16 protein-coding genes, 1 tRNA gene and 2 pseudogenes are annotated in these 24,726 nt (G+C 70.9%); 12 read left to right on the forward strand and 7 right to left on the reverse strand.

Annotation, left to right across the window (positions count from 1 at the left end; genetic code table 11):
• The first annotated feature begins 9 nt into the window (after positions 1–9).
• Positions 10–1,566, forward strand: a complete 1,557-nt coding sequence (locus tag ACZ5FU_RS11230) for a VWA domain-containing protein (protein ID WP_468834008.1) — start codon at positions 10–12, stop codon at positions 1,564–1,566.
• Positions 1,567–1,719: 153 nt separating this feature from the next.
• On the opposite strand, the gene ACZ5FU_RS11235 is transcribed toward ACZ5FU_RS11230, so the two are convergent.
• The 3 genes from ACZ5FU_RS11235 to ACZ5FU_RS11245 all read right to left on the reverse strand — a co-directional run bounded on the left by ACZ5FU_RS11235 (position 1,720) and on the right by ACZ5FU_RS11245 (position 5,458).
• Positions 1,720–2,604 (reverse strand): hypothetical protein, encoded by an 885-nt coding sequence (locus tag ACZ5FU_RS11235; RefSeq protein WP_451528793.1) that lies wholly within the window; start codon positions 2,602–2,604, stop codon positions 1,720–1,722.
• 193 nt (positions 2,605–2,797) lie between these two features.
• Positions 2,798–3,880, reverse strand: coding sequence for a metallophosphoesterase (locus tag ACZ5FU_RS11240; RefSeq protein ID WP_451528794.1), 1,083 nt, complete (start codon positions 3,878–3,880; stop codon positions 2,798–2,800).
• Between the two features lie 465 nt (positions 3,881–4,345).
• On the reverse strand, positions 4,346–5,458 hold the full coding sequence (locus ACZ5FU_RS11245) for a LacI family DNA-binding transcriptional regulator (RefSeq protein WP_451528795.1): 1,113 nt from the start codon (positions 5,456–5,458) through the stop codon (positions 4,346–4,348).
• 449 nt (positions 5,459–5,907) lie between these two features.
• On the opposite strand from ACZ5FU_RS11245, the gene hisC reads away from it, so the two are divergent.
• The 5 genes and pseudogenes from hisC (at position 5,908) to ACZ5FU_RS11270 (ending at position 14,626) form a co-directional block, all read left to right on the forward strand.
• Complete coding sequence (gene hisC / locus ACZ5FU_RS11250; RefSeq protein WP_451780688.1) at positions 5,908–6,990, forward strand: histidinol-phosphate transaminase; 1,083 nt, start codon at positions 5,908–5,910, stop codon at positions 6,988–6,990.
• A 321-nt stretch (positions 6,991–7,311) separates the two neighbouring features.
• Positions 7,312–8,817 (forward strand): cytochrome ubiquinol oxidase subunit I, encoded by a 1,506-nt coding sequence (locus ACZ5FU_RS11255; RefSeq protein WP_451528797.1) that lies wholly within the window; start codon positions 7,312–7,314, stop codon positions 8,815–8,817.
• A 20-nt stretch (positions 8,818–8,837) separates the two neighbouring features.
• Positions 8,838–9,842 carry a cytochrome d ubiquinol oxidase subunit II gene (cydB, locus tag ACZ5FU_RS11260; RefSeq protein WP_451780686.1) on the forward strand — a complete coding sequence of 335 codons (1,005 nt, stop codon included), beginning with the start codon at positions 8,838–8,840 and terminating at the stop codon, positions 9,840–9,842.
• Between the two features lie 78 nt (positions 9,843–9,920).
• Positions 9,921–13,412, forward strand: coding sequence for a thiol reductant ABC exporter subunit CydD (gene cydD / locus ACZ5FU_RS11265; protein WP_469045271.1), 3,492 nt, complete (start codon positions 9,921–9,923; stop codon positions 13,410–13,412).
• Between the two features lie 169 nt (positions 13,413–13,581).
• Positions 13,582–14,626: pseudogene (locus tag ACZ5FU_RS11270) on the forward strand (M23 family metallopeptidase).
• A 36-nt stretch (positions 14,627–14,662) separates the two neighbouring features.
• On the opposite strand, the gene ACZ5FU_RS11275 reads toward ACZ5FU_RS11270, so the two are convergent.
• The 4 genes from ACZ5FU_RS11275 to ACZ5FU_RS11290 form a co-directional block, all read right to left on the reverse strand.
• The gene (locus ACZ5FU_RS11275; protein WP_468834004.1) at positions 14,663–15,544 is read right to left on the reverse strand and encodes an HAD hydrolase family protein; all 882 of its coding nucleotides are present in this window, start codon (positions 15,542–15,544) and stop codon (positions 14,663–14,665) included.
• Positions 15,545–15,644: 100 nt separating this feature from the next.
• Positions 15,645–16,547 (reverse strand): LLM class flavin-dependent oxidoreductase, encoded by a 903-nt coding sequence (locus ACZ5FU_RS11280; protein WP_468644793.1) that lies wholly within the window; start codon positions 16,545–16,547, stop codon positions 15,645–15,647.
• 136 nt (positions 16,548–16,683) lie between these two features.
• Positions 16,684–17,232, reverse strand: coding sequence for an RNA 2'-phosphotransferase (locus tag ACZ5FU_RS11285; RefSeq protein ID WP_451528801.1), 549 nt, complete (start codon positions 17,230–17,232; stop codon positions 16,684–16,686).
• Between the two features lie 234 nt (positions 17,233–17,466).
• Positions 17,467–19,236: an SDR family oxidoreductase gene (locus ACZ5FU_RS11290; RefSeq protein ID WP_469045272.1), complete on the reverse strand. Its 1,770-nt coding sequence runs from the start codon at positions 19,234–19,236 to the stop codon at positions 17,467–17,469.
• Positions 19,237–19,768: 532 nt separating this feature from the next.
• On the opposite strand from ACZ5FU_RS11290, the gene ACZ5FU_RS11295 reads away from it, so the two are divergent.
• From ACZ5FU_RS11295 to ACZ5FU_RS11320, 6 genes and pseudogenes are all read left to right on the forward strand, one after another.
• Positions 19,769–20,734: an ABC transporter ATP-binding protein gene (locus ACZ5FU_RS11295; protein ID WP_451528825.1), complete on the forward strand. Its 966-nt coding sequence runs from the start codon at positions 19,769–19,771 to the stop codon at positions 20,732–20,734.
• On the forward strand, positions 20,724–21,632 hold the full coding sequence (locus ACZ5FU_RS11300; RefSeq protein ID WP_451780682.1) for an ABC transporter permease: 909 nt from the start codon (positions 20,724–20,726) through the stop codon (positions 21,630–21,632). Before ACZ5FU_RS11295 ends, ACZ5FU_RS11300 begins: the two co-directional genes overlap by 11 nt.
• Positions 21,629–22,540 carry an ABC transporter ATP-binding protein gene (locus ACZ5FU_RS11305; protein WP_392242249.1) on the forward strand — a complete coding sequence of 304 codons (912 nt, stop codon included), beginning with the start codon at positions 21,629–21,631 and terminating at the stop codon, positions 22,538–22,540. The genes ACZ5FU_RS11300 and ACZ5FU_RS11305 overlap by 4 nt, the downstream gene beginning before the upstream one ends.
• Before the next feature lie 10 nt (positions 22,541–22,550).
• Positions 22,551–23,270 carry an ABC transporter permease subunit gene (locus ACZ5FU_RS11310; protein ID WP_392242251.1) on the forward strand — a complete coding sequence of 240 codons (720 nt, stop codon included), beginning with the start codon at positions 22,551–22,553 and terminating at the stop codon, positions 23,268–23,270.
• 278 nt (positions 23,271–23,548) lie between these two features.
• Positions 23,549–23,737, forward strand: a pseudogene (locus ACZ5FU_RS11315) (SGM_3592 family protein); the annotation flags it as partial.
• A gap of 710 nt (positions 23,738–24,447) precedes the next feature.
• Positions 24,448–24,534, forward strand: a tRNA-Ser gene (locus tag ACZ5FU_RS11320).
• Positions 24,535–24,726: the final 192 nt, after the last annotated feature.

The raw sequence follows: 24,726 nt of genomic DNA on the forward strand, positions 1-24,726 counted from the left end.
ACTGGTGTCATGACAGCGCAACCCATGAGCAAGGGCGCCAACCTGCCGGTCGACGTGCCGTCCGTACACATCGAGATCAGTTGGTCCGAACAGGGCGGCGGGCCGGACGTGGACGCCTCGGCCCTGTTGCTGACGGCCGCCGGCAAGGTGCGCGACGACGCGGACTTCGTCTTCTACAACCAGCCGCGGCACGCCTCCGGAGCCGTGCGCCACCTGGGCAAGCGCAGTGCCGACGGTGTCACCACCGACACGGTCGAGGTGGACCTGCGTGCGCTGGAGAGTGCCGTCGCCCGTGTGGAACTGTGCGCGTCCGCCGACGGCGGCACTTTCGGACAGGTGGCCGGTCTGACGCTCAGGCTGCTCGACGCCGGGAGCCCGGCGGAGCTGGCACGGTTCGAGATGAGGGGGGAGACCGAGACCGCTTTCATCGGCGGTGAGCTGTACCTGAGAGAGGGACGCTGGAAGTTCCGGGCGGTCGGACAGGGGTACGCCTCCGGGCTCGCGGGCCTGGCCACCGACTTCGGGATCAGCGTCGACGAGGAGCCGGCCGCTGCGGCAGCCGGCCCCGGGACACCGTCCGTACGCACGTCCCCGCCGCCCCCACCCGTCGCGCCCACGTCGCCCCCGCCGTCCCCGTCTCCGTCGGCCGCGCCCTGGCCTGCTCCGGCCGTGCCCTCGTCGACTCCGCCTCCGCCCGTCACACCCTCGGCGTCCCCGCCTCCTCCGTACGCGCCCACGTCGCCGCCTTCCGCTCCGGCCCCCGCCACCGCCGTACCCGCGCCGCCCTCCGGGGGCGCACGGCTGACCAAGGGGGAGGAACAGCTCCCCGTCGACATGCGCAAGCGGCTGTCCCTGCGCAAGCAGCAGGTGGCCGTCAGTCTGAGCAAGCGTGGTGCGGCCGGGATCAGCGCGCGGGTCGTTCTGGTCCTCGACGCATCGGGGTCCATGTCGTTCCTGTACTCCGGCGGTGTGGTGGCGGACGTGGTCGAGCGCATGGCCGCGGTGGCGGCACAGCTCGACGACGACGGCGAGATGCAGGCCTGGACGTTCGCCTCGAACCCGGCCCGGCTGCCGGATCTGCGTCTGGGGAAGCTTCCCGAGTGGCTGCGACTGCATGTGCGCGTGGGGGAGATCAGCTTGTTCCGGCGGAGCAAGAAGCCGCAGAAAGGGCTGCAACCGGGCCAGGTCGACATGCGCTCGGTCGGCATCCAGAACGAGGAGCAGAAGGTCATCGCCCAGGTCAGGGACTTCGTCCGGGCGAACCCGGCGGCCGTCCCGACGCTGGTGCTGTTCTTCTCCGACGGAGGCGTCTACCGCGACGCCGCGATCGAGAAGGAACTGCGCGCCGCGGTGGAGGAGCCGATCTTCTGGCAGTTCGTCGGACTCGGCCGCTCCCATTACGGCGTCCTCGAGCGGTTCGACACGCTGCCCGGCCGACGCGTGGACAACGTGGGCTTCTTCGCCGTCGACGACATCAGCACGGTCCCGGACCCCGAGCTCTACGACCGGCTCCTGTCCGAGTTCCCGCAGTGGCTCACGGCCGCCGGGCAAGCGGGCATCCTCTGACCGGCGACCGGCGACCGGCGACCGGCGACCGGCGACCGGCGACCGGCGACCGGCGACCGGCGACCGGCGACCGGCGACCGGCGACCGGCAGATCGGCCCTGGCCCTGCTCCGTACGGCTTGCGCTCCCCGGGGCGGGGGCGCAAGCCGAGGGTCTACTCCGGCCGGTGCTCGGGGCCTCCGAAGTCCGGGCTGGTGTAGTCCGGACTGCTGAAGCTCGGGCGGGAGCCGTCTGACGTCCCTTCGCCGGGGCTGCTGAAGCCCGGACGACCGTAGCCGATCTTCGGCAGGCGGCCGGTGGGCGACGGCGGGGCCGGTGCGAGGTCGGGTGCGGTGTCCGTGTCAGGGCCGGCGAGGGCCTCGCGCAGGAAGGGGCGGATGCCCCGCTCCAGCAGGGCTTCCCGCCAGAGCTCCTTGGCGCGGTCCACCTCCGCGCTCAGTTCGCCGTACGGGCCGGCCTCCAGGGAGGGGCGGTTGCGCAGGGCGGTGAGCAGGAGGCCGACGGCGGCGATGAGGATCGCGGCCGCGGCCACCGCACCGAACGTCCAGCCGGTGGTGAGCATCGTTCTGGCGAACGCCGGCTCGGGATCGAGCATCCGCAGGATGTAACCGACGAGCAGGAAGATCACCGCGGCGGTGCCGGCGAGGACGGGGGTGAGGACGGCGGCGACGGCGACGGCGCCCGCTCCGGCGGCCTCGGCGACCTGGGCCGCCTCCCCGATGGTGGTGGCGAATCCCATTCCGGCGACGCCGGGCTCACCGGAGCCGGCCCCGTGGCCGGCCGGGGAGGAGTCGGACGGTGCCGGATGACGCAGCTCCTCGCGGACCTTCACGTAGTGCTGGTACTCGGTCGCCGCGGCCGCCGTGATGAGCGCGGAGGCGTTGAGTGCCATGGTGCGCAGTTGTTCGGGGTTGAGCCGCTGTCCCGCAGCGGCCGTTTCCGGGTGGTGTGGTGCGGAGCGCAGCGCCTCGTCGAGGATCCGCTCGTACTCCTGGCGGTCCTCGCTGTGCAGGTGCTGCGGAACGCTGTTCATGTGCATCCCCCGATGCTCCGTAGGGCTTGGGGCTCGCATGCCAACGAGCCGTCGGGCAGAAACGGAGGGGAGCCTGCTACGGATGAACCGATGGTAGAGCGGTGACGGCCCGGGGTGACAGGGGGTTAGCCGAAATTGCCCCCTGGCCCGCGGCGCCGCGGGGCGGGCCCGAAGCGGACGGCGACGGGCCCGGGAACGGTCAGACGGACAGAGGCAGTTGCTGGACCAGCAGTTTTCCGGCCATCGTCACGCCACCGTCCATCGCGATGGCCAGCCCGTCGGCGTAGACGTGCGGTCCTTCGACCACGGGACGGGTCGGTTCCTCGTCCTCCTCGGAGCCGACTTCGCCCAGCAGATACGGAATCGGGCTGTGGCCGTGAACGATGCGGGTGCCGCCGTACGTATCGAGCAGGGAGCGGACGGCGTCGGAGCCTCCCTCGTCGCGGAAGGAGAAGCGCTTGGTGAACTTGCGGAACAGGTCCCACACCTCGTCCGCGTCGTTGCGCGTGATCGTCTCGCGGACGGTGTCGTTGACCGCCTCGATCGAGTCGCCGTAGTCGAGGTAGGCGGTGGTGTCGGAGTGCACGAGCAGATGACCGTCGACCTCCTCCATGGCGTCGAGGCGGGCCATCCACTGGAGATGATGGTCCTGGAGGCGGTCCATGTCGGACTTCTGGCCACCGTTGAGCAACCAGGCCGCCTGGAAGGTGGCGGTGCCCGCCCCGGAGTTGACGGGGGTGTCGCCGAACCGCTTGGCCCCGAGCAGGAGCAGTTCGTGGTTGCCCATGAGGGCCTTGCAGTAGCCGCCGGCCGCGGCGGCCTCGGCGGACAGCCGCATCACGAGATCGATCACCCCGATACCGTCGGGACCGCGGTCGGTGAAGTCGCCGAGGAACCACAGCCGGGCGGTGCCCGCGCACCAGTTGCCCGCCGCGTCGACCAGGCCCTTCTCCCCGAGGGCGGCGACCAGCTCTTCGAGATAGCCATGCACGTCGCCCACGACGAACAGCGGACCGGGGCCGGTCGCGGCCTGCGAAGGCTGGGCGGCGGCCGGATCGACGGTCACCTGAAGGGTGTCGCCCCGGTTGATCACGGGCAGGTCGCGCTGGGTGGGGGTGTAGCCCTCGGGGGGGTCGAGAGGGTCCTCGAGGGGTGGTACCGCGTTCCCGGGATGCGCACTGTGGGCGTACGGACCGGTCTCGTGGACGTACGCGGGCACCCGGAAGTCGCGCACCGTCGCCGTACGCTCCACCTCGGGTCCCTGACCGGCCCCCTGAGTCATCAGACCCCTCCACCATCGCGCCGCATCTGCACCGCTTCGGACTGCGTGGTCGCAACGGCCCGCGGTGCCGTGCGCCCATCATAGGAATGCGGATCGTGCCGTGTGATGACCCAGGGGTGGTGAATCGGAGCAAGGCTCCTGTTCACCGCGGCTTTCGCCCCGATTGGGCCGGGCTTCGGCAGTGCTCGCTCACCCAGTGCACACCGTGCTTACACCCTCGGCGTACGTGACGTCGGTGTCGCCGCGCCATCCGGAGGGGTGTGTTGTGGAGCGGGGCGAAGTGAGGACGTGGGCCCGTGCGACCCCCGTCCGGCCCGCGGAGCCCTCGGAGTCGTCCCCCGCGGAGCAGACGCAGACCCGCCGCCCGCCTGCCCTGCCCGGAAATGGAATCTAATCGTCCGTTCCGTCCCGGCTCCCCGTCCCGGCTCCCCGCTCCCGCGCGTCCCGCCGACCGATCGCATGTTCCTACTTCTCGTCCGGCACCCGGGGCGGGCTGACCGTCGTCCGCGGCGAACGCCGCTGGGACGAGGTGCGCACGATCAGTTCCGTCGGTATCACCTGTTCGACCGGCCGGTCGGACTCGACGCCCTCGATCGCGTCGATGAGGAGTTGCACCACCGCGGTGCCGATGCGCCGGGGCTTCAGCGACAGCGTGGTGATGGGCGGCTCGGTGTTGGCGTAGACGGTGGACTCGCTGCAGCAGACCAGCAGCAGGTCCTCGGGTACGCGCAGGCCGTAGCGGCGGGCGGCGGCGAGGAGATCGGTGCCGTTGGGGTCGAACAGGCCGTAGACGGCGTCGGGGCGGTCGGGCCGGGCCAGCAGCCGGTCGGCGGCGACGGCGCCCGCGCACGGATCGTGGGCGGGGTAGGACTCGTAGACCGGGTCCTGGCCGACGCGCTCGCACCAGTGCAGATACGCGCTGGTCGACAGGTGGGTGTAGGTGTCGGTGGTGGTACCGGTGAGGAGGCCGATACGGCGGGCGCCGGCGGCGGCCAGGTGGTCGAGGATGTCGAGGACGGCCGCCTCGTGGTCGTTGTCCACCCACGCGGTGACCGGGAGCGGGCCGGCCGGACGGCCGTCGGAGACGACCGGTAATCCCTGCCGGACGAGTTCGCCGACCACCGGATCCTGGTCGGACGGGTCGATGACGACCGTGCCGTCCAGGGCGACGTTCGACCAGACGTCGTGGCGCGAGGTCGCGGGGAGGATGACGAGGGCGTAGCCGCGGGCGAGGGCGGCGGAGGTGGCGGCCCGCGCCATCTCGGCGAAGTAGGCGAACTCGGTGAAGGTGAAAGGTTCATCCCCGTAGGTGGTCACGGTCAGGCCGATGAGGCCCGACTTGCCGGTACGGAGGGTTCGGGCCGCGGCCGAGGGGCGGTAGCCCAGTCGTTCGGCGACTTCGCGGACGTGGCGTCGGGTGGCGTCCGGGAGCCTGCCCTTGCCGTTGAGGGCATCGGAGACGGTCGTGATGGAGACTCCGGCGGCGGCGGCCACGTCCCTGATGCCCGCTCGGCCCGGCCGGTTGCCTCGGCGTGAGGTTTCCGCGCGGCTCACCTGGTGCTTCCCTGCTGGTGTCATGGCGAGCCGATATTAGGGCTCATCCGGTGGGGTAGGGCGGACGCATATGCACGCGTTGACAGGCACGTTTCTGCATGGCCATAAGGAGGTAATTACCTTGGAAAGCAAGGCGCTTGAGGCTTCTTGTGTCAGGACTCGGCGTGTGGGCAGGAATGAGCCTGCCAAGGCATCGATGTTTCGAAGAGGTCTCAACTCACCTGCACGAGGGATGCGCGCCACGGCGCGAGCCACCGGCGCGTAGATATATGCGCAGCACGCCCTCTGGCGTGCACGCCTTCGTCCATCTTCGTACGGGGATGCCGGTGATGCGGGTGCCACGTGAGGGTCCCGCACGGGTTCCGTCGCGGGAGGCCCCGTCGAGGGAGGTCCGTCTCCAGCTGTACGCACGCGGGCCGAATCCTCATAAGGTGAGCAGTATTAAGCCGGTGGTGGTCATGAGGAGGACTGCGGTGAGCGAGACAAGCCCCAAGCTGCGCGCCGAGCTGGAGGGGATCCCCACCTACAAGCCGGGCAAGCCGGCCGCGGCGGGCGGTCCCGTGGCCTACAAGCTGTCCTCCAACGAGAACCCCTATCCGCCGCTTCCGGGTGTGCTGGAGCGCGTCACGGCCCTCGCGGGGTCGTTCAACCGCTACCCGGACATGGCGTGCTCGGGTCTGGTGGAGGAGCTGGCCGAGCGTTTCGGCGTGCCGGCCTCGCACATCGCCACGGGCACCGGCTCGGTCGGCGTCGCTCAGCAGCTCGTCCAGTCGACGGCGGGGCCCGGCGACGAGGTCATCTACGCGTGGCGCTCCTTCGAGGCGTACCCGATCATCACGCAGATCAGCGGTGCGACCTCGGTACGGGTGCCGCTGACGGCCGGCGATGTGCATGACCTGGACGCCATGGCCGACGCCATCACCGAGCGAACCCGGCTGATCTTCGTCTGCAACCCCAACAACCCCACAGGCACCACGGTTCGGCAGGCCGAGCTGGAGCGGTTCCTGGACCGGGTACCGGGTGACGTCCTGGTCGTGCTCGACGAGGCCTACCGCGAGTTCGTCCGCGACCCGGAGGTGCCGGACGGTGTCGTGCTGTACCGGCAGCGGCCGAACGTCTGTGTCCTGCGGACGTTCTCGAAGGCTTACGGGCTCGCCGGGCTGCGGGTCGGTTTCGCGATCGCCCATGAGCCGGTGGCGGCGGCACTGCGCAAGACGGCGGTGCCGTTCGGGGTGAGCCAGATCGCGCAGGAGGCAGCGGTCGCCTCGTTGCAGGCGGAGGACGAGCTGCTCGGCCGGGTGGGTTCCCTGGTCTGCGAGCGCAACCGGGTGGTCGAGGGACTGCGCGCCCAGGGGTGGACGGTTCCGGAGACGCAGGCCAACTTCGTGTGGCTGAGGCTGGGCGAGCACACGGACGCCTTCGCGGCGGCGTGCGAGCAGGCAGGTGTCGTGATCCGGCCGTTCGTGGGCGAGGGTGTCCGGGTCACGATCGGGGAGACCGAAGCCAACGACATCTTCCTCAAGGCGGCCGAGGCGTTCCGCGAGGATCACTTTTAGGCCCGAGCGCTGAGGCGCACGGAGAAGCGCGAAGGATCACCTCGGAGCGCAGAGAGGTGCTCCGGCCCAGGTCACGACGTTCGGCGTCCCGGTTTCACGTGAAACCGGGACGCTTCTTTTGCGCCAGGGGCCAAGTGGCCCACCCCTGGCGGGTCCGTCAGTCCGCGCAGGGGACCCCCCGCCCATCCAAGATCGAACGGGCATGCGGCATAATTGCTTGTGAATGTGAACGCGTTCACAAGCGTGTCCGGTTGCTCTGATGATGTATGTGACACAAGGGGCAAATCGCCGCTCGCGCGGCTACGTAAGGAGACTGACGACGTGGACCTGGCTCTGGCGCCGGAGACGCTGGCGCGCTGGCAGTTCGGCATCACCACCGTCTACCACTTCCTTTTTGTCCCCCTGACGATCTCGCTCGCGGCCCTCACCGCCGGATTGCAGACCGCCTGGGTGCGTACCGACAAGGAGAAGTACCTCAGGGCGACGAAGTTCTGGGGCAAGCTCTTTCTGATCAACATCGCGATGGGTGTCGTCACCGGCATCGTGCAGGAGTTCCAGTTCGGCATGAACTGGTCGGACTACTCCCGCTTCGTCGGTGACGTCTTCGGCGCTCCCCTGGCGTTCGAGGCCCTCATCGCCTTCTTCTTCGAGTCCACCTTCATCGGCCTGTGGATCTTCGGTTGGGACAGGCTGCCCAAGAAGATCCACTTGGCCTGCATATGGATGGTCTCGATCGGCACGCTGCTGTCGGCGTATTTCATCCTCGCGGCCAACTCCTGGATGCAGCACCCCGTCGGTTACCGCATCAACGAGGCGAAGGGCCGCGCGGAGCTCACCGACTTCTGGCGCGTCCTCACGCAGAACACCGCGCTCAACCAGGTCTTCCACAGCTTCTCGGCGGCCTTCCTGACCGGTGGCGCCTTCATGGTGGGCATCGCCGCCTTCCATCTGATGCGCAAGAAGCACATCCCCGAGATGCGGACCTCCCTGCGGCTCGGCCTGGTCACCCTGGCGGTCGGCGGACTGCTCACCGCGGTCAGCGGCGACACCCTCGGCAAGGTCATGTACGAACAGCAGCCGATGAAGATGGCCGCGGCCGAGGCGCTGTGGGACGGCGAGGAGCCCGCCCCCTTCTCCGTGTTCGCGTACGGGGACGTCGACGAGGGCCACAACAAGGTCGCCCTGGAGATCCCCGGCCTGCTGTCCTTCCTGGCCCACAGCGACTTCGAGTCGTACGTGCCGGGCATCAACGACACCAACGAAGCGCTCCGGCAGCAGTTCGGACCCGGCGACTACAAGCCCATCGTCCCGGTGGCCTACTGGGGCTTCCGCTGGATGATCGGCTTCGGTATGGCGTCGTTCTCCCTCGGCCTGGCCGGGCTGTGGCTCACGCGCAAGCGGTTCCTGCTGCCGGCCGCCCTGCGGACCGGGGAGGACGAGGTGCCGCATCTGGTCCTGCTGAAGAAGCCCCTCGGACCGAAGCTCGCCCGGCTCTACTGGCTCCTGGCGCTGTGGACCATGGCGTTCCCGCTGATCGCAAACTCCTGGGGCTGGATCTTCACCGAGATGGGCCGTCAGCCCTGGGTCGTGTACGGCGTGATGCAGACGCGGGACGCCGTCTCCCCCGGTGTCTCCCAGGCCGAGGTCCTCACGTCGATGATCACCTTCACCGTGCTCTACGCCGTCCTCGCCGTCGTCGAGGTCAAGCTGCTCGTGAAGTACGTGAAGGCCGGTCCGCCCGAGCTGACCGATGCCGACCTCAACCCGCCCACGAAGATCGGCGGCGACTCCCGTGACGCCGACAAGCCGATGGCCTTTTCTTACTAGGCCGAGGGAGCTGCACAGTCATGGAACTGCACGACGTCTGGTTCGTCCTCATCGCCGTCCTGTGGATCGGCTACTTCTTCCTGGAGGGATTCGACTTCGGGGTCGGCATCCTCACCAAACTGCTCGCCCGCGACCGCCCCGAGCGGCGGGTGCTCATCAACACCATCGGACCCGTCTGGGACGGCAACGAGGTGTGGCTCCTCACCGCGGGCGGCGCGACCTTCGCCGCCTTCCCCGAGTGGTACGCCACGCTCTTCTCCGGCTTCTACCTGCCGCTTCTGCTCATCCTGGTCTGCCTCATCGTGCGAGGCGTCGCCTTCGAGTACCGGGCCAAGCGGCCCGAGGAGAACTGGCAGCGCAACTGGGAGCATGCCATTTTCTGGACCTCGCTCCTCCCCGCGTTCCTGTGGGGGGTGGCCTTCGGCAACATCGTGCACGGCGTGAAGATCGACCAGGACTTCGAGTACGTCGGTGGCGTCGGAGACCTCCTCAACCCGTACGCGCTGCTCGGCGGTCTGGTGACCCTGACGCTGTTCACCTTCCACGGTGCGGTGTTCACGGCCCTCAAGACCGTCGGCGACATCAGGGAACGGGCGCGGCAGCTCGCGACCAAGGTCGGACTGGCGACCGCGGTGTCCGCGCTGGTCTTCCTGCTGTGGACGCAGATCGAGAACGGTGACGGTAAGAGCCTCGTGGCCCTGGTGGTGGCCGTCGCCGCCCTGGTCGCGGCGCTCGTGGCGAACCAGGCCGGTCGTGAGGGCTGGTCGTTCGCCCTCTCCGGACTCACCATCGTGGCCGCCGTCGCGATGCTCTTCCTCACGCTCTTCCCGAACGTCATGCCGTCCTCGCTCGACGCGAACTGGAGCCTCACGGTGACCAACGCCTCGTCGAGCCCGTACACCCTGAAGATCATGACCTGGTGCGCGGGGCTCGCCACGCCGGTCGTCCTGGTGTACCAGGGGTGGACCTACTGGGTGTTCCGCAAGCGGATCGGTACGCAGCACATCGCTGAGGCCGTCCACTGAGACCGAGTTGAGGCACGTTTCACGTGAAACGCATGTTTCACGTGAAACGCACTTCTTGACGAAAAGGCTGTGTTCCACGTGAAACCGATCGACCCGCGTCTCCTCCGGTACGCCCACGCCACCCGCTTCTTCCTGATGGCGGTCGTCGGGCTGGGCGCCGTCGGAGCGGCGCTGGTGATCGCCCAGGCGATGCTCATCGCCGAGGTGGTGGTCGGCGCGTTCGAGCAGGGCCGACCGGTCGGGGACCTTCGTACGCCACTGATGTGGCTGGTGGCGGTGGCGGTGGGCCGGGCGCTGGTCTCCTGGCTCACCGAACTCTGCGCACACCGTGCGAGCGCCGCGGTGAAGTCGGAGCTGCGGGGCCGGCTGCTGGAGCGGGCGGCCCGGCTGGGGCCGGGATGGCTGAGCGGACAGCGGACCGGTTCGCTGGTGGCGCTCGCCACCCGGGGTGTGGACGCCCTCGACGACTACTTCTCGCGGTATCTGCCGCAGTTGGGTCTCGCGGTGGTCGTGCCGGTGGCGGTGCTGGCGCGGATCGTCACCGAGGACTGGGTGTCGGCCGCGATCATCGCCGGCACTCTGCCGCTCATCCCCGTCTTCATGGTGCTGATCGGCTGGGCCACACAGTCACGGATGGACCGCCAGTGGCGACTGCTGTCCCGGCTGTCCGGACACTTCCTGGACGTCGTCGCGGGACTGCCCACGCTCAAGGTGTTCGGGCGGGCCAAGGCGCAGGCCGAGTCGATCCGGCGCATCACCGGTGAGTACCGGCAGGCGACCATGCGGACGCTGCGGATCGCCTTCCTCTCGTCGTTCGCGCTGGAGTTGCTGGCCACGCTCTCGGTGGCCCTCGTCGCCGTGACGATCGGCATGCGGCTCGTGCACGGCGAGATGGACCTGTACACCGGCTTGGTCATTCTGGTGCTCGCGCCCGAGGCGTACCTCCCGCTGCGGCAGGTCGGGGCCCAGTTCCACGCGGCCGCCGAAGGGCTCGCCGCGGCGGAGGAGATCTTCGAGGTCCTGGAGACGCCGGTGCCTGTGTCGGGCACGGGCGCGGTGCCGACGGGCGGTGTGGCCTTCGAGAGCGTGACGATTCGCTACCCGGGACGCTCCGCCGATGCCGTCTCGGACGTGTCCTTCGCCATCACGCCCGGTGAGACGGTGGCACTCGTCGGGCCCAGCGGCGCGGGCAAGTCGACTCTGCTGAGCGCCCTCCTGGGCTTCGTCCGGCCGACCGGCGGCCGGGTGAGCGTCGGAGGAGCCGACCTCGCGGACATCGACCTGGAGCAGTGGCGTTCCCGGATCGCCTGGGTGCCGCAGCACCCGCACCTCCATGCCGGCACGATCGCCGAGAACGTACGGCTGGCGCGCCCCGACGCCGATGACGCCGCCGTACGCCGTGCGCTCGGGGACGCGGGTGCGCTGGAGTTCGTGGACGAGCTGCCGGACGGCGCCGCGACGGTGCTGGGCGAGGACGGGGCCGGACTGTCCGCGGGCCAGCGCCAGCGGCTCGCACTGGCACGGGCGTTCCTCGCGGACCGGCCCGTGCTGCTGCTGGACGAGCCCACGGCCGCGCTCGACGGGGAGACCGAGGCGGAGGTCGTGGCGGCCGTACGACGGCTGGCGGTCGGCCGGACGGTCCTGCTGGTGGTGCACCGCCCGGCTCTGCTCGCGGTGGCGGACCGGGTGGTGCGGCTCGAAACGGCGGACACGGTGGCACGGGGAACCGTGCCGGCCCCGCGGCAGGGCCCACGAGCCGTCCTGGAGGACACCACGCCCGCCGCCCGGGAGCCGGAGGAAGTGCGGCCAGGGCAGGCCGGGGGCGGGGTCCTCGCCCGGGTCCGGAACATGGCGCGGGCCCGGCGTGGACGCCTCGGTCTCGCGCTGCTCCTCGGCAGCCTGGCCCTCGGCAGCGCCGTCGGCCTCATGGCCACCTCCGGCTGGCTCATCTCACGTGCCTCGCAACAGCCGCCGGTCCTCTATCTGATGGTGGCCGTGACCGCGACCAGGGCCTTCGGCATCGGACGGGCCGTGTTCCGGTACGCCGAGCGGCTGGTGTCGCACGACGCCGTGCTGCGGATGCTCGCCGACACCCGGGTCGCCGTCTACCGGCGGCTGGAGCGGCTCGCGCCCGCCGGGTTGCGCGCCACGCGTCGCGGTGACCTGCTGACGCGGCTCGTCGCCGACGTGGACGCCCTCCAGGACTACTGGCTGCGCTGGCTGCTGCCCGCCGCGTCCGCGGTCGTCGTCTGCGCGGGGTCCGTCGCGTTCACGGCGTGGTTGCTGCCGGAGGCGGGGGCGGTGCTCGCCGCGGGGTTGCTCGCGGCCGGGGTGGGTGTCCCGCTGGTCACCGGTGCCGTGGCACGCCGGGCCGAGCGCCGCCTCGCCCCGGCACGGGGGGCGCTCGCCGTCCGTGCCGCCGACCTGCTCACCGGCACCGCCGAACTGACCGTCGCGGGTGCTCTGCCCGGCCGTACGGCCGCGGTCCGGGCGGCGGACTCCGCGCTCACCCGGATCGCCTCGCGCGCGGCGACCGCCACCGCGCTCGGCGGCGGACTGACCGCGCTCGTCTCCGGGCTGACGGTGGCCGGTGCCGCGCTCGTGGGCGCGCAGGCCGTCGATGCGGGACGGCTGAGCGGAGTGACCATGGCCGTGGTCGTCCTCACCCCGCTCGCCGCCTTCGAGGCGGTCATGGGGTTGCCGCTCGCGGTCCAGTACCGCCAGCGGGTGCGCAGAAGCGCGGAGCGCGTGTACGAGGTCCTGGACCTTCCCGAGCCGGTGCGGGAGCCGAAGCAGCCCCGCCGGGCGCCCGCGTCGCCGTTCCCGCTCGTCCTGCGGGGACTGTCCGCCCGCCACACGGGGCAGGAGCGGGACGCGCTCGCCGGCGTCGACCTCACCGTGGAACAGGGGCGGAGGATCGCCGTCGTCGGGGCCTCCGGGTCCGGCAAGACGACGCTCGCACAGGTACTGCTGCGCTTCCTGGACTCCGGGGCGGGCTCGTACACGCTCGGCGGGGTGGACGCGTACGCCTTGGACGGGGACGACGTACGGCGGCTGGTCGGGCTGTGCGCGCAGGACGCCCACCTCTTCGACAGTTCGGTCCGCGAGAACCTGCTGCTGGCGAAGAAGGACGCCACCGAGGACGGCCTGCGCGACGCGCTGGCACGGGTCCGGCTGCTGGAGTGGGCGGACGAGCTGCCCGACGGGCTCGACACGCTCGTCGGCGAGCACGGTGCCCGGCTCTCCGGCGGGCAGCGGCAGCGACTCGCCCTCGCCCGCGCGCTCCTGGCGGACTTCCCCGTCCTGGTGCTCGACGAGCCCGCCGAGCATCTCGACCTGCCGACCGCCGACGCGCTCACGGCGGATCTGCTGGCCGCCACCGAAGGTCGCACCACGCTCCTCATCACCCACCGGCTCGCCGGACTCGACGCGGTGGACGAGGTGGTCTTCCTGGGCGAGGGACGGGTCGTGCAACGTGGCGCATACGCGGAACTGGCCTCCGTGGAAGGACCGCTGCGCGAAATGGTCGAGCGTGAGGCGGCGGCGGAGCTGCTGGTGCGGGTGGGGTGACCGCGGGTGGGGTGAGCCCCGCCTCTTTCCGCGGTCGGCGCGGCTGCCGCGGGCCATCGTCCTGAGCGAGCGCCCGGCACGGCCCGCACTCGGCCATTCGGAGTCGCCGGCCCCCAGGGGTATGACCAGAACAGGACCTGGAGCGGTCGGCCGGGACAGGACCGCTGACATGCCCTCATATCGCCGTCGGCGCCTGCTGCTTCCGGCCCTGCTGTGCGCGGCGCTGGTGCTGGTGGCGCGGCCCACGACCGCCGACGGGCAACCGGCCGGTGACGGCCCCGGCGGAGCCGGTCTCAGCGCGCAGGTGGCGCGGCTGTACGAGGAGGCGGCCGCGGCCACCCAGCGGTACCAGAAGGGACGCGTCGAGGCCGGGAGGCAGCGAAAGGAGGCCCGGCGGCTGGAGCGACTCCTCAGCCATGAGCGGCAGGAGATCACGGTGCTGCGTGAGGACCTCGGCCGTATCGCACGGGCCCAGTACCGCGGTGGCGGAGGGCTGCCCGTCGCCGCGCAGCTCGTCCTGTCGAGCAGCCCTGACGCGTTGATGCGGGGCCGGCACGTCCTCTCACGGACGAGCCTGGTGGTGGACAACGCGATCGGCAAGAGCCGGCGGGCCGAGACCCGGTTGGCCGCCGACGAGGCGAGGGCGACGCGGGCACGGCAGGCGCTGGAGCGGCGCACCATCGAACTCGCCGTGCTGAGGACCGGGCATCGAGCAGAAGCTGGAACGGGCGCGGCGGCAGTTGCAGGGGCAGGCGGACACCTCGGTCGCCGCCGGTGCCTGCCGTGGTGCCGAGCGGTTCGGCCCGACGCCGGCCCTTGACCCGCGGGAGTGGGTGGTGCCGGTCGACGGCTACGCCCTGTCCGCGAGTTTCGGCAGTGGCGGTGCCCGCTGGGCCGACCGGCACACCGGTCAGGACTTCGCGGTGCCGATCGGAACGCCGGTGAAGGCGGCCGGTGCGGGCCGCGTGGTGCGGGTGTCGTGCGGCGGGGCCTTCGGCATCGAGATCGTGCTCCAGCACCCGGGCGGCTACTGCACGCAGTACGCCCACCTGGCGTCGGTGGCCGTCGACCAGGGCGAGCGGGTGTCGGCCGGACGGCCGATCGGTCAGTCGGGCACCAGCGGCAACTCCTCAGGCCCGCACCTGCACTTCGAGGTGCGGATCACCCCGGACACGGGGTCGGCCGTCGACCCGGTGCCGTGGCTGGCGGCATGAGGGGCGTCCGTGAGGTAGCGCCGTGCGGCACCCGGTTCAGCCGGAGGCCTGGAGCCGCTCGGCGATCAGGCGCTCGATGACGACGGCGACCCCGTCGTCGTTGTTGGCCACCGTCTGTCCGGAGGCTGCCGCGATCACGTCCGGGTGCGCGTTGCCCATGGCGTACGAACGGCCCGCCCAGGTGAGCATCTCGACGTCGTTCGGCATGTCACCGAACGCGACGACCTCCTCGTGCGAGATGCCCCGTTCCGCGCAGCACAGGGCGAGCGTGCTGGCCTTGGAGACGCCGGGACCGCTGATCTCCAGCAGCGCGCTGGGGCTGGAGCGGGTGACGTCGGCGCGGTCGCCGATGGCCAGCCGGGCCAGTGTCAGGAAGGCGTCGGGGTCGAGCGTGGGATGGAACGCCAGGATCTTCAGGACCGGCTCCCCGGCTCCCGGGGCGTCCGGCGCCAGCAGCTGCTCGGCTGTCGCGAGGGAGTCGGGAACCTCCAGATGCATCTTGGGATACTCCGGCTCCTGGTAGAAGCCGTACGTCTGCTCGATCGCGTACACGGTCCCGGGGGCCGCTTCGCGCAGCAGCCGTACGGCGTCCAGCGCGTTCTCGCGGGCCAGCTCGCGCACCTTCACGAACCGGTGGGTGCCGGGACCGCCGTGCAGATCGACCACGGCGGCGCCGTTTCCGCAGATCGCCAGGCCGTGCCCGTGGACATGGTCGCTGACGACGTCCATCCAGCGGGCTGGGCGGCCGGTGACGAAGAAGACCTCGATGCCCGCCTCCTCGGCGGCGGCGAGGGCCGCGACGGTGCGTGGGGACACCGATTTGTCGTCGCGCAGCAGGGTCCCGTCGAGATCGGTGGCGATCAGCCGCGGCGGGGTGGCGGCGGCCGGGGTCTCGGGCTGTCGAGTCGCTGAGGTCACCCGGTCATTCTCCCGTATCGGTGCGCACGGCCGTGCGAGAGCTCGCACGGATGAGTCACCCCGGCCGACATCGCAGGTCGGCGGGGTGACGGTACCGGGCTCAGCGCAGCTGCGCCGGCGCCTCCATGGCGATCCGCTCGAAGATCTTCTGGTCCGCGGCGAAGTCGGACTCCGGGATGGGCCAGTGGACGACGATCTCCGTGAAGCCGAGCGCCTGGTGGCGGCCCGCGAAGTCCACGAAGGCGTCCAGGGACTCCAGGGGCCGGCCGCGGTCCGGGGTGAACCCGGTGAGCAGGATCTTGTCCAGGGTGGTCACCTCCCGGCCGAGTGCCACACAGGCGTCCGTGAGCTTCTCGACCTGTCCGCGGATGGCCTGGACCGACTGCTCGGGGGTGCCGTTCTCGTAGAGCTTGGGGTCGCCGGTGGTCACCCAGGCCTGCCCGTGGCGCGCGGCGAGCCTCAGCCCGCGCGGGCCGGTCGCGGCGACGGCGAAGGGCAGCCGGGGGCGCTGCACACAGCCGGGGATGTTGCGCGCCTCGTGCGCCGAGTAGAAGTCGCCCTCGTAGGACACCGAGTCCTCGGTGAGCAGTCGGTCCAGAAGAGGCACGAACTCACCGAAGCGGTCGGCCCGCTCGCGGGGCGTCCACGGCTCCTGGCCGAGGGCGGTGGCGTCGAAGCCCGTGCCGCCCGCGCCGATTCCGAGGGTGACCCGGCCACCGGAGAGGTCGTCCAGCGAGATCAGGTCCTTGGCGAGGGTCACCGGATGCCGGAAGTTCGGCGAGGTCACCAGAGTGCCCAGACGCAGTTGCTCGGTGGCGGCCGCGGCGGCGGTCAGTGTCGGGATCGCGCCGAACCAGGGCCCGTCGCGGAAACTGCGCCAGGACAGGTGGTCGTAGGTGTACCCGGTGTGGAAACCGAGCTGCTCGGCGCGCGTCCAGGCCGAACGGCCACCTTCGTGCCAGCGGCGGTGCGGGAGGATCACGGTGCTCAGTCGCAGACTCATGGCGTCGAGCGTATGCGGCTGCCGGCGTTTCACGTGAAACCGTGACCGTGCGCGCCGGAGGGGCGACGGAACGAGTCTTCGGCCTGCCTCGTGCACATGATCGCTCGGCAATGGCATGACCGGGAACGGACACAGTTCAGTGCGGGCCCGGGAACCGCAGGTAACGCGGCGGTACGGCCTTCGTCAGCCAGACCCCGTTCGCGCTCACGTGAAAGACATGCCCGTCGCGGTGCATGGCCGCCGCGTCCACGGCGAGCACCACCGGTCGCCCCCGGCGTGCGCCGACCCGGGTCGCGGTCTCACGGTCGGCGGAAAGATGCACGTCGTGCCGGTTCATGGGGCGCAGCCCCTCGGTCCGGATCGCTTCCAGGCATCGGGCCACGGTCCCGTGGTAGAGGTGCGATGGCGGGGCTGCCGCGGGGAGGGCGAGGTCCACGTCGATGCTGTGGCCCTGGCTGGCACGGATGCGTGTGCCCTCGACCGCGAAGCGCTTCTTGTCGTTCGTGGCGACGACGTGGTCCAGCTCCTCCCGCGTGAAGGGGAAGCCGTGGGTCGCGGCTGCCACGATGAGTGATTCGATCTCGACCCAGCCGGCCTCGTCGAGGCTGAGGCCGATGCGCTCGGGCTGGTGGCGCAGGTGCTTCGAGAGGTACTTCGACACCTTCACGGTGCGTCTTTCGTCCATCCGGTCAGCATGACGGGGGAGACGGGGATCACGCATGGAGTTTTGCGTCCGATGTTTGATCCACAAGCAACTGCGTTTATCCACAGGCTATTTGGCGAAACTGTGGACAACCGCCTTGCCGATGAGGGGGTTTCGTCAACACCGCCGGAAGTCGGGCCATTCATTCCTTCACTCCCGGACGGATCCACGCGCAAGAGGTTTCGACGCCGTCGCCAAGGCCGGTGGGCCAGTCCCCTACAGCCTCGGCTCCACCCGGGCGAGCCGCCTCGACAGCCCCGGAGCGAGCCGGGACAGGGCGTGGGAGATCCTCGCCTCCGGTGTCACCGGCACCACCGCCTCGTTGCGGACCACCGCACGCAGAATCGCGTCGGCGACCTTCTCCGGAGGGTAGTTGCGCAGCGCGTACCAGCGCGTCGAGCGTTTCTGCAGACGCTTCTCCTCCTCCACGTCCACGCCGACGAACGTCGCCGTCGCGGTGATGCCGGTGTGGACCGGCCCGGGGCAGACCGCCGTCACTCCGATGTCCCGCCCGGCGAGTTCGGCACGCAGGCATTCGCTCAGCATCAGCACCGCGGCTTTGGAAGCGCTGTAGGCGGGGAGTGACCTGGAGGGCTGGAACGCTGCCGCGGAAGCGGTGTTGACGATGTGACCGCCCTGACCGCGTTCCGCCATCTGCCTGCCGAAGAGGCGGCAGCCGTGGATGACTCCCCACAGGTTGACGTCCAGGACCCTGCGCCAGTCCTCCGGAGCGGTCTCGAGGAACGGACCGGACATCCCCACGCCCGCGTTGTTCACCAGGACGTCCACCACACCGTGCTCGCCGAGCACCTTCGCCGCCAGCTTCTCCATGGCCTGTTCGTCGGAGACGTCCACCGTCTCGGCCCAGGCGCCCGCGGCCCCCAGGAGACGTGCCGTCTCCGCCGTGCGGACGGCGCTTGCGCCGTCGCGGTCGACCGCGACCACTCGAGCTCCCGCCTGAGCGAAGGCGAGCGTCGTCGCCCGTCCGATACCGCTCCCCGCACCGGTGACCAGCACCAACTGTCCGCCGAAACGCTGGGCGTACGGTCCGGTGGCCTCCGGCTGCGGTGCCTCCTTCCGCGCGCTCCTGCCGTTCTCCGTCGAGTTCACGAACTCCGTGATCCAAGAGGCCAGCTGGTCGGGGCGGGTGCGCGGCACCCAGTGCTTCGCCGCAAGCGTCCGGCGCGTCAGCCGGTCGACCCACCGATCCAGTTCGTCGTACAGCCGCTCGGACAGGAAGGCGTCCCCCAGGGGCGTGATGAGCTGTACGGGCGCGTGCGCGTGGGCGTCCGGGCGCGGACGGCGCAGCCGGGTGCGGACGTTGTCGCGGTACAGCCAGGCACCGTGGGCGGCGTCGGAGGGCAACGACGGCGTGGGGTACTCGCCGGCGGGCACTTTCTCCAGCCGCCGCAGGATTCCCGGCCAGCGCTTGCCGAGAGGGCCGCGCCAGGCGAGCTCGGGGAGCCCGGGGGTGTGGAGCAGGTACACGTACCAGGACTTGGCTCCCTGGCCCAGGAGCTGTCCGACGCGGCGCGGGGTGGGCCGGGTCAGACGTTTGTTGATCCAGTGACCGAAGTGGTCCAGGGACGGGCCGGACATAGACGTGAAGGACGCGATCCTGCCCCTGGTGCGCTCGACCGTGACGAACTCCCAGGACTGCACCGAGCCCCAGTCGTGCCCCACCAGGTGCACCGGACGGTGCGGGCTTACCGCGTCCGCCACCGCCAGGAAGTCGTCCGTCAGCTTCTCCAGGGTGAACCCGCCCCGCAGCGGCCGCGGCGCGCTGGACCGGCCGTGGCCCCGGACGTCGTAGAGGACGACGTGGAAGCGGTCGGCAAGCCGGGACGCGACCTCGGACCACACCTCCTTGCTGTCCGGATAGCCGTGCACCAGGACGACCGTCGGCGCTGCGGGATCCCCCAGTTCGGCCACGCACAGCTCGATCCCGCCGGTCCGCACCCGGCGCTCGCGCACACCCTCCAGCATCGTCACTCCGCCTCCGCCTTCCCCTGCGTCCGGCGCCGCACGTGCGGCAGATCGTCCCGGTACCCGGTCCACTTCCGTCGGCTTCTTTTGGGGCCACCCCCTCCCGGGGAGCCACCTCCCGGCGCAGTCCCGCGCGCAGTCCCGCGCGCAGCCCCTCGCGCCGTGTCCGCGCGGTCCCGCGCTCTGTTCCTTCGGCCCCGACCGCGCCGTCGCCGCCCGGGCGTGCCCGCCCGGAGCCGCACCCGTCGCGTTCCCGCAGGCCGAGGAGGGTCCCACGGTTCCGTTCCGTCGTCGCGCCGCCTCGTCCCACCGGCCCGCGTCGGCTGCGGTACGTGTCCGCGAGGTGACCCAGCCGAATCTGGCACTTGTTAGAGAGAGCGTCAATAGGGCGGACGGGAGGTCCGACACCCATGTCGTCTAGATCTCAGGATGGGGGACCCCTACGGGCCCGTACGCCTCGAGTCTGAGACGAGGACAGCTCTGCGGTCTGACGACGTGCGTGCTCCGCGTCACTATCGTCGAAGACGTGACTGTGATCGCGACCGAAAGCCTGAGCAAGCGGTTCCCCCGGGTGACCGCTCTTGACCGGCTCTCCGTGGACGTCGGGCCCGGTGTGACCGGACTCGTCGGTGCCAACGGAGCCGGCAAGTCCACACTGATCAAGATCCTGCTGGGTCTGTCCCCCGCCTCCGAGGGCCGCGCCGAAGTGCTCGGACTCGACGTCGCGACCGAGGGCGCCGCCATCCGGGAACGCGTCGGGTACATGCCGGAGCACGACTGCCTGCCGCCCGACGTCTCGGCCACCGAGTTCGTCGTGCACATGGCCCGCATGTCCGGCCTGCCGCCGACCGCCGCGCGGGAGCGCACCGCCGACACCCTGCGCCACGTCGGTCTGTACGAGGAGCGCTACCGTCCCATCGGCGGCTACTCCACGGGCATGAAGCAGCGCGTCAAACTCGCCCAGGCGCTGGTCCACGACCCGCAGCTGGTCTTCCTCGACGAGCCGACCAACGGCCTCGACCCGGTCGGCCGCGACGAGATGCTCGGCCTCATCCGCCGCATCCACACCGATTTCGGCATCTCGGTCCTGGTCACCTCCCACCTGCTGGGCGAACTCGAACGCACCTGCGACCACGTGGTCGTCGTCGACGGCGGCAAGCTCCTGCGCTCCAGCTCCACCACCGACTTCACCCAGACCACCACCACCCTCGCGATCGAGGTCACCGACACCGACGAGCACCCTGACGGCACCCGCGCGGTCCGCCAGGCGCTGCACGCGCGCGGGATCGACGTCCTCGACGCCGAGAGCGGACTGCCCGGCGCCGGACACGTCCTGCTGCTGACCGCCCAGGGCGAGGACACCTACGACGTCGTACGGGACGTGGTTGCCGACCTGGGCCTCGGCCTGGTGCGCATGGAACAGCGCCGGCACCACATCTCCGAGGTCTTCCACGACAGTGACGAGCAGCGGAAGGAGGCCGTCGGCCATGGCAGTTGAGCACCCGGTGACCACCCCTTCGGGCGACCAGACCCGCATCCACAACATCGGCTACCGCAGTTACGACGGCCCCCGCCTGGGCCGCGCCTACGCCCGCCGCTCCCTCTACTCGCAGTCCCTGCGCGGCGCCTACGGCCTCGGCCGCTCGGTGAAGTCCAAGGTGCTGCCCATGCTGCTCTTCGTGGTGATGTGCGTGCCCGCGGCCATCATGGTCGCCGTCGCGGTCGCCACGAAGACCAAGGAACTGCCCGTCGACTACACGCGCTACGCGATCATCATGCAGGCCGTCATCAGCCTGTACGTCGCCTCGCAGGCACCCCAGTCCGTCTCGCGGGACCTGCGCTTCAAGACCGTGCCGCTGTACTTCTCCCGGCCGATCGAGACCGCCGACTACGTCCGCGCCAAGTTCGCCGCGCTCGCCTCGGCCCTGTTCCTCCTCACCGCCGCACCCCTGGTGGTGCTCTACGCGGGCGCCCTCCTGGCCAAGCTCGACTTCGCCGACCAGACCGAGGGATTCGCCCAGGGACTCGTCTCCGTGGCACTGCTCTCGCTGCTCCTCGCCGGCCTGGGACTGGTCATCGCGGCGGTCACCCCGCGCCGTGGCTTCGGCATCGCGGCCGTCATCGCCGTCCTGACCATCTCCTACGGCGCCGTCTCCACGCTCCAGGCCATCGCCGACGCCCAGGGCAGCACGGGCGCCGTTCCCTGGATCGGCCTGTTCTCGCCGGTCACCCTCATCGACGGCGTGCAGTCGGCGTTCCTCGGCGCCACTTCCGCCGCTCCGGGCGGGATCGGCCCTTCCCACGGGGAGGGCGTGGTCTACGTCCTCGTCTGCCTGGGCCTGATCGCCGCGTGCTACGGCCTCCTGATGCGCCGCTACAAGAAGGTGGGACTGTGACCACGCTCTCCCTCGACCACGTCTCCCGCTGGTTCGGCAACGTGGTCGCCGTCAACGACATCACCATGACCGTCGGTCCCGGGGTCACCGGTCTGCTCGGCCCCAACGGCGCCGGGAAGTCCACCCTCATCAACATGATGGGCGGCTTCCTCGCCCCCTCGACCGGCACCGTCACCCTCGACGGCCGGCAGGTCTGGCGCAACGAGGACATCTACCGGCACATCGGCATCGTCCCCGAGCGGGAGGCGATGTACGACTTCCTCACCGGCCGCGAGTTCGTCGTCGCCAACGCCGAGCTGCACGGCCTCGGCGCCAAGGCCGCCCAGAAGGCCCTGGCCACGGTCGAGATGGAGTACGCGCAGGACCGCAAGATCGAGACGTACTCCAAGGGCATGCGCCAGCGCGTGAAGATGGCCAGCGCCCTCGTCCACGAGCCGTCGCTGCTGCTGCTGGACGAGCCCTTCAACGGCATGGACCCGCGCCAGCGCATGCAGCTCATGGACCTGCTGCGGCGCATGGGCGACGAGGGCCGCACGGTGCTGTTCTCCTCACACATCCTCGAAGAGGTCGAACAACTGGCCTGGCACATCGAGGTCGTCGTCGCCGGACGCCACGCGGCCAGCGGTGACTTCCGCAAGATCCGCCGGCTGATGACCGACCGCCCGCACCGCTACCTCGTGCGTTCCAGCGACGACCGCGCGCTCGCGGCCGCGCTGATCGCCGACCCGTCGACCTCCGGCATCGAGGTCGATCTCGCCGAGGGGGCGTTGCGCATCCAGGCCGTCGACTTCGGCCGCTTCACCTCGCTGCTGCCGCGCGTCGCCAGGGACCACGGCATCCGGCTGCTCACGGTCTCGCCGTCCGACGAGTCCCTCGAGTCCGTGTTCTCGTACCTGGTCGCGGCGTAGGAGGCCGAAGATGTACGACCCCACAGTCGCCCGACTCACGTACCGGGCCCTGCTCGGCCGGCGCCGGGCCCTCATCCTGGGCGCGCTGCCCCTGCTGCTGATCGCGATCTCGGTGGTGGTGCGCGGTCTCGCCGGCGCCGACGACCAGACCGCGTCCGACCTGCTCGGCGGGCTCGCGCTCGCCACCATGGTGCCGATCATCGGCGTCATCGCCGGCACGGGCGCGATCGGTCCCGAGATCGACGACGGTTCCGTGGTGTACCTCCTGTCCAAGCCGCTGAAGCGGCCGACGATCATCTTCACCAAGCTCATCGTCGCCATCGCGGTGACGATGGTGTTCTCGGCACTGCCCACCCTGATCGCCGGATTCGTCCTGAACGGCAACGGACAGCAGATCGCCGTCGCCTACACGGTCGCCGCACTGGTGTCCTCCATCGCCTACGCGGCGCTGTTCCTGCTGCTGGGCACGGTGTCCCGGCACGCGGTGGTGTTCGGCCTCGTCTACGCCCTCGTGTGGGAGGCGCTGTTCGGTTCGCTGGTGCCGGGTGCGCGCACGCTCAGCGTCCAGCAGTGGTCGCTGGCCGTCGCCGACAAGGTCGCCGGCGGTGACCTGATCACCTCGGACGTCGGACTGACCACGGCGACCGTCCTGCTGGTGGCGGTGACGGTGCTGGCCACCTGGTACGCGGGACAGAAGCTGCGCGCGCTGACGCTGGCGGGGGAGGAGTAGGCGGAGGGCCCGCGGGGCCGGTGAAGGGACTCTGACGGGGACTTGATCCCCGTCCGGGAACACTGGGCGGACGAGTACGGCCGTGAGGACGGCAGGAGGTCGGGATGGCGGAGGAGTCGGCGCGGTTCGGCGGTCGTGAGCGCGGGGACGACCACGGGCCGTCGGAGAACGGCACGTCCGACCGGGCCGCGGGCGGGTCCGCGGAGCGGCCCGCGCCGGACCCGCACCCCCGGGACCGGGCGGCGGGCCCGGCCGCGGAGCAGAGGCCGGACGCCGGCTGGGGCGACGTCGTCCTCGACGAGGACTTCGTACGGGCCGCCGGGACCTCCGAGCCGTCCGCCCGTGCCCGGATGCTTGCCGCGCGGTGGCGCGTGGAGGAGCCCGAGCCCCAGCCGTGGCGCTCGGACGAGCCGCCGGCGGGGTGGTTCTTCAGCAAGGCGCGTCGGCGCAGGTGGCGCCGCCGCTAGGGTCTGTCGTTCGGATCACGCCGAAGACGTGGGGGCCGGCACGCGCGCACCCGGAAGGGGTGCCCCCAGCGGTGTTGTCGTCGGTTGCCCCCACGCCCGGCTGCGCTCGCGCGGGGGAACCCCCATCGCGTCGACGCCCTCCTCGGCCTTGCGGCCGGACGTACCGGCCTCCCCTCGTTCGGGCTGCAGGACACCGCCGACTTCTTGCCGCCTGATTCGAACGACGGACCCAAGCGCCGGCCCGGCGGATCGTGCCGGGGACGCGGGTCCGGCACGACCTCCCCTCGGCGGAGTGTCCCCGGCGGCGCGCGGCCGGGACGTACCGGACCCGTGCACCCCGGCCCCAAGGCGCCGTCGTTCTCCTCCGACCCGGCCCGCCGGACAGGCCCTGGGGCGGCACCCGGCCGAGGTGGCTCGGCGGGATGCCGGACCCGGAGGGCCTCCGTCACTCGCACAGCTGTTTTATTCGGTGGCATCCCACTCGGTCCGCGAGCAGGATGGTTGTCGTCCGCGGCGTCGGAGAGACGGCGCCACACGCTGGGAGAGGAGCAGGACGATGCCCATGCACGGCAGTACGTCCGGCTCCCGACAGGGCAGCCGACGGTGGTCTCCGGAGTAGTCGTCCCTCCATGGAGTCCGCCCCGCACGGGGAGCTGCCCGGGGCGGCCGCTTCGAGCACGCGATGTCGCTCTCGCGTGGGCCGCCCACCCGGAGGATCGGCCGAGTGGCAAGGCACCGGCTTGCTGAGCCGTGGTCGGGGGGGGAACCCCGAGCACGTTCGATTCGTGCATCCTCCGCGGGACGTCGTCACTTCGACCGGGCCGAGGTCCTGGCCCCGGGGGACCGAGAAGGTGAGGCGACCGCCACCGCAGCGGACGGCCGTCGGCCGACAGGGGTGGCGGTCACGCGGTTCCCGGCGCCCTGGTCGCCTGCGGCGATCCGGGACGCCGGCCGCCGCGGTCGTCGCCTTGCGGCAGCCTTATGACGGC

It is taken from the genome of Streptomyces sp. NPDC031554, assembly GCF_055580685.1.

Excerpts from the sequence above, each read along its gene's own strand:
- ACZ5FU_RS11230 (WP_468834008.1), top strand. The coding sequence starts at position 10 with ATGACAGCGCAACCCATGAGCAAGGGCGCCAACCTGCCGGTCGACGTG.
- ACZ5FU_RS11235 (WP_451528793.1), bottom strand. The coding sequence starts at position 2,604 with ATGCACATGAACAGCGTTCCGCAGCACCTGCACAGCGAGGACCGCCAG.
- ACZ5FU_RS11240 (WP_451528794.1), bottom strand. The coding sequence starts at position 3,880 with ATGACTCAGGGGGCCGGTCAGGGACCCGAGGTGGAGCGTACGGCGACG.
- ACZ5FU_RS11245 (WP_451528795.1), bottom strand. The coding sequence starts at position 5,458 with ATGACACCAGCAGGGAAGCACCAGGTGAGCCGCGCGGAAACCTCACGC.
- cydB (WP_451780686.1), top strand. The coding sequence starts at position 8,838 with ATGGAACTGCACGACGTCTGGTTCGTCCTCATCGCCGTCCTGTGGATC.
- ACZ5FU_RS11280 (WP_468644793.1), bottom strand. The coding sequence starts at position 16,547 with ATGAGTCTGCGACTGAGCACCGTGATCCTCCCGCACCGCCGCTGGCAC.
- ACZ5FU_RS11285 (WP_451528801.1), bottom strand. The coding sequence starts at position 17,232 with ATGGACGAAAGACGCACCGTGAAGGTGTCGAAGTACCTCTCGAAGCAC.
- ACZ5FU_RS11290 (WP_469045272.1), bottom strand. The coding sequence starts at position 19,236 with ATGCTGGAGGGTGTGCGCGAGCGCCGGGTGCGGACCGGCGGGATCGAG.
- ACZ5FU_RS11300 (WP_451780682.1), top strand. The coding sequence starts at position 20,724 with ATGGCAGTTGAGCACCCGGTGACCACCCCTTCGGGCGACCAGACCCGC.
- ACZ5FU_RS11310 (WP_392242251.1), top strand. The coding sequence starts at position 22,551 with ATGTACGACCCCACAGTCGCCCGACTCACGTACCGGGCCCTGCTCGGC.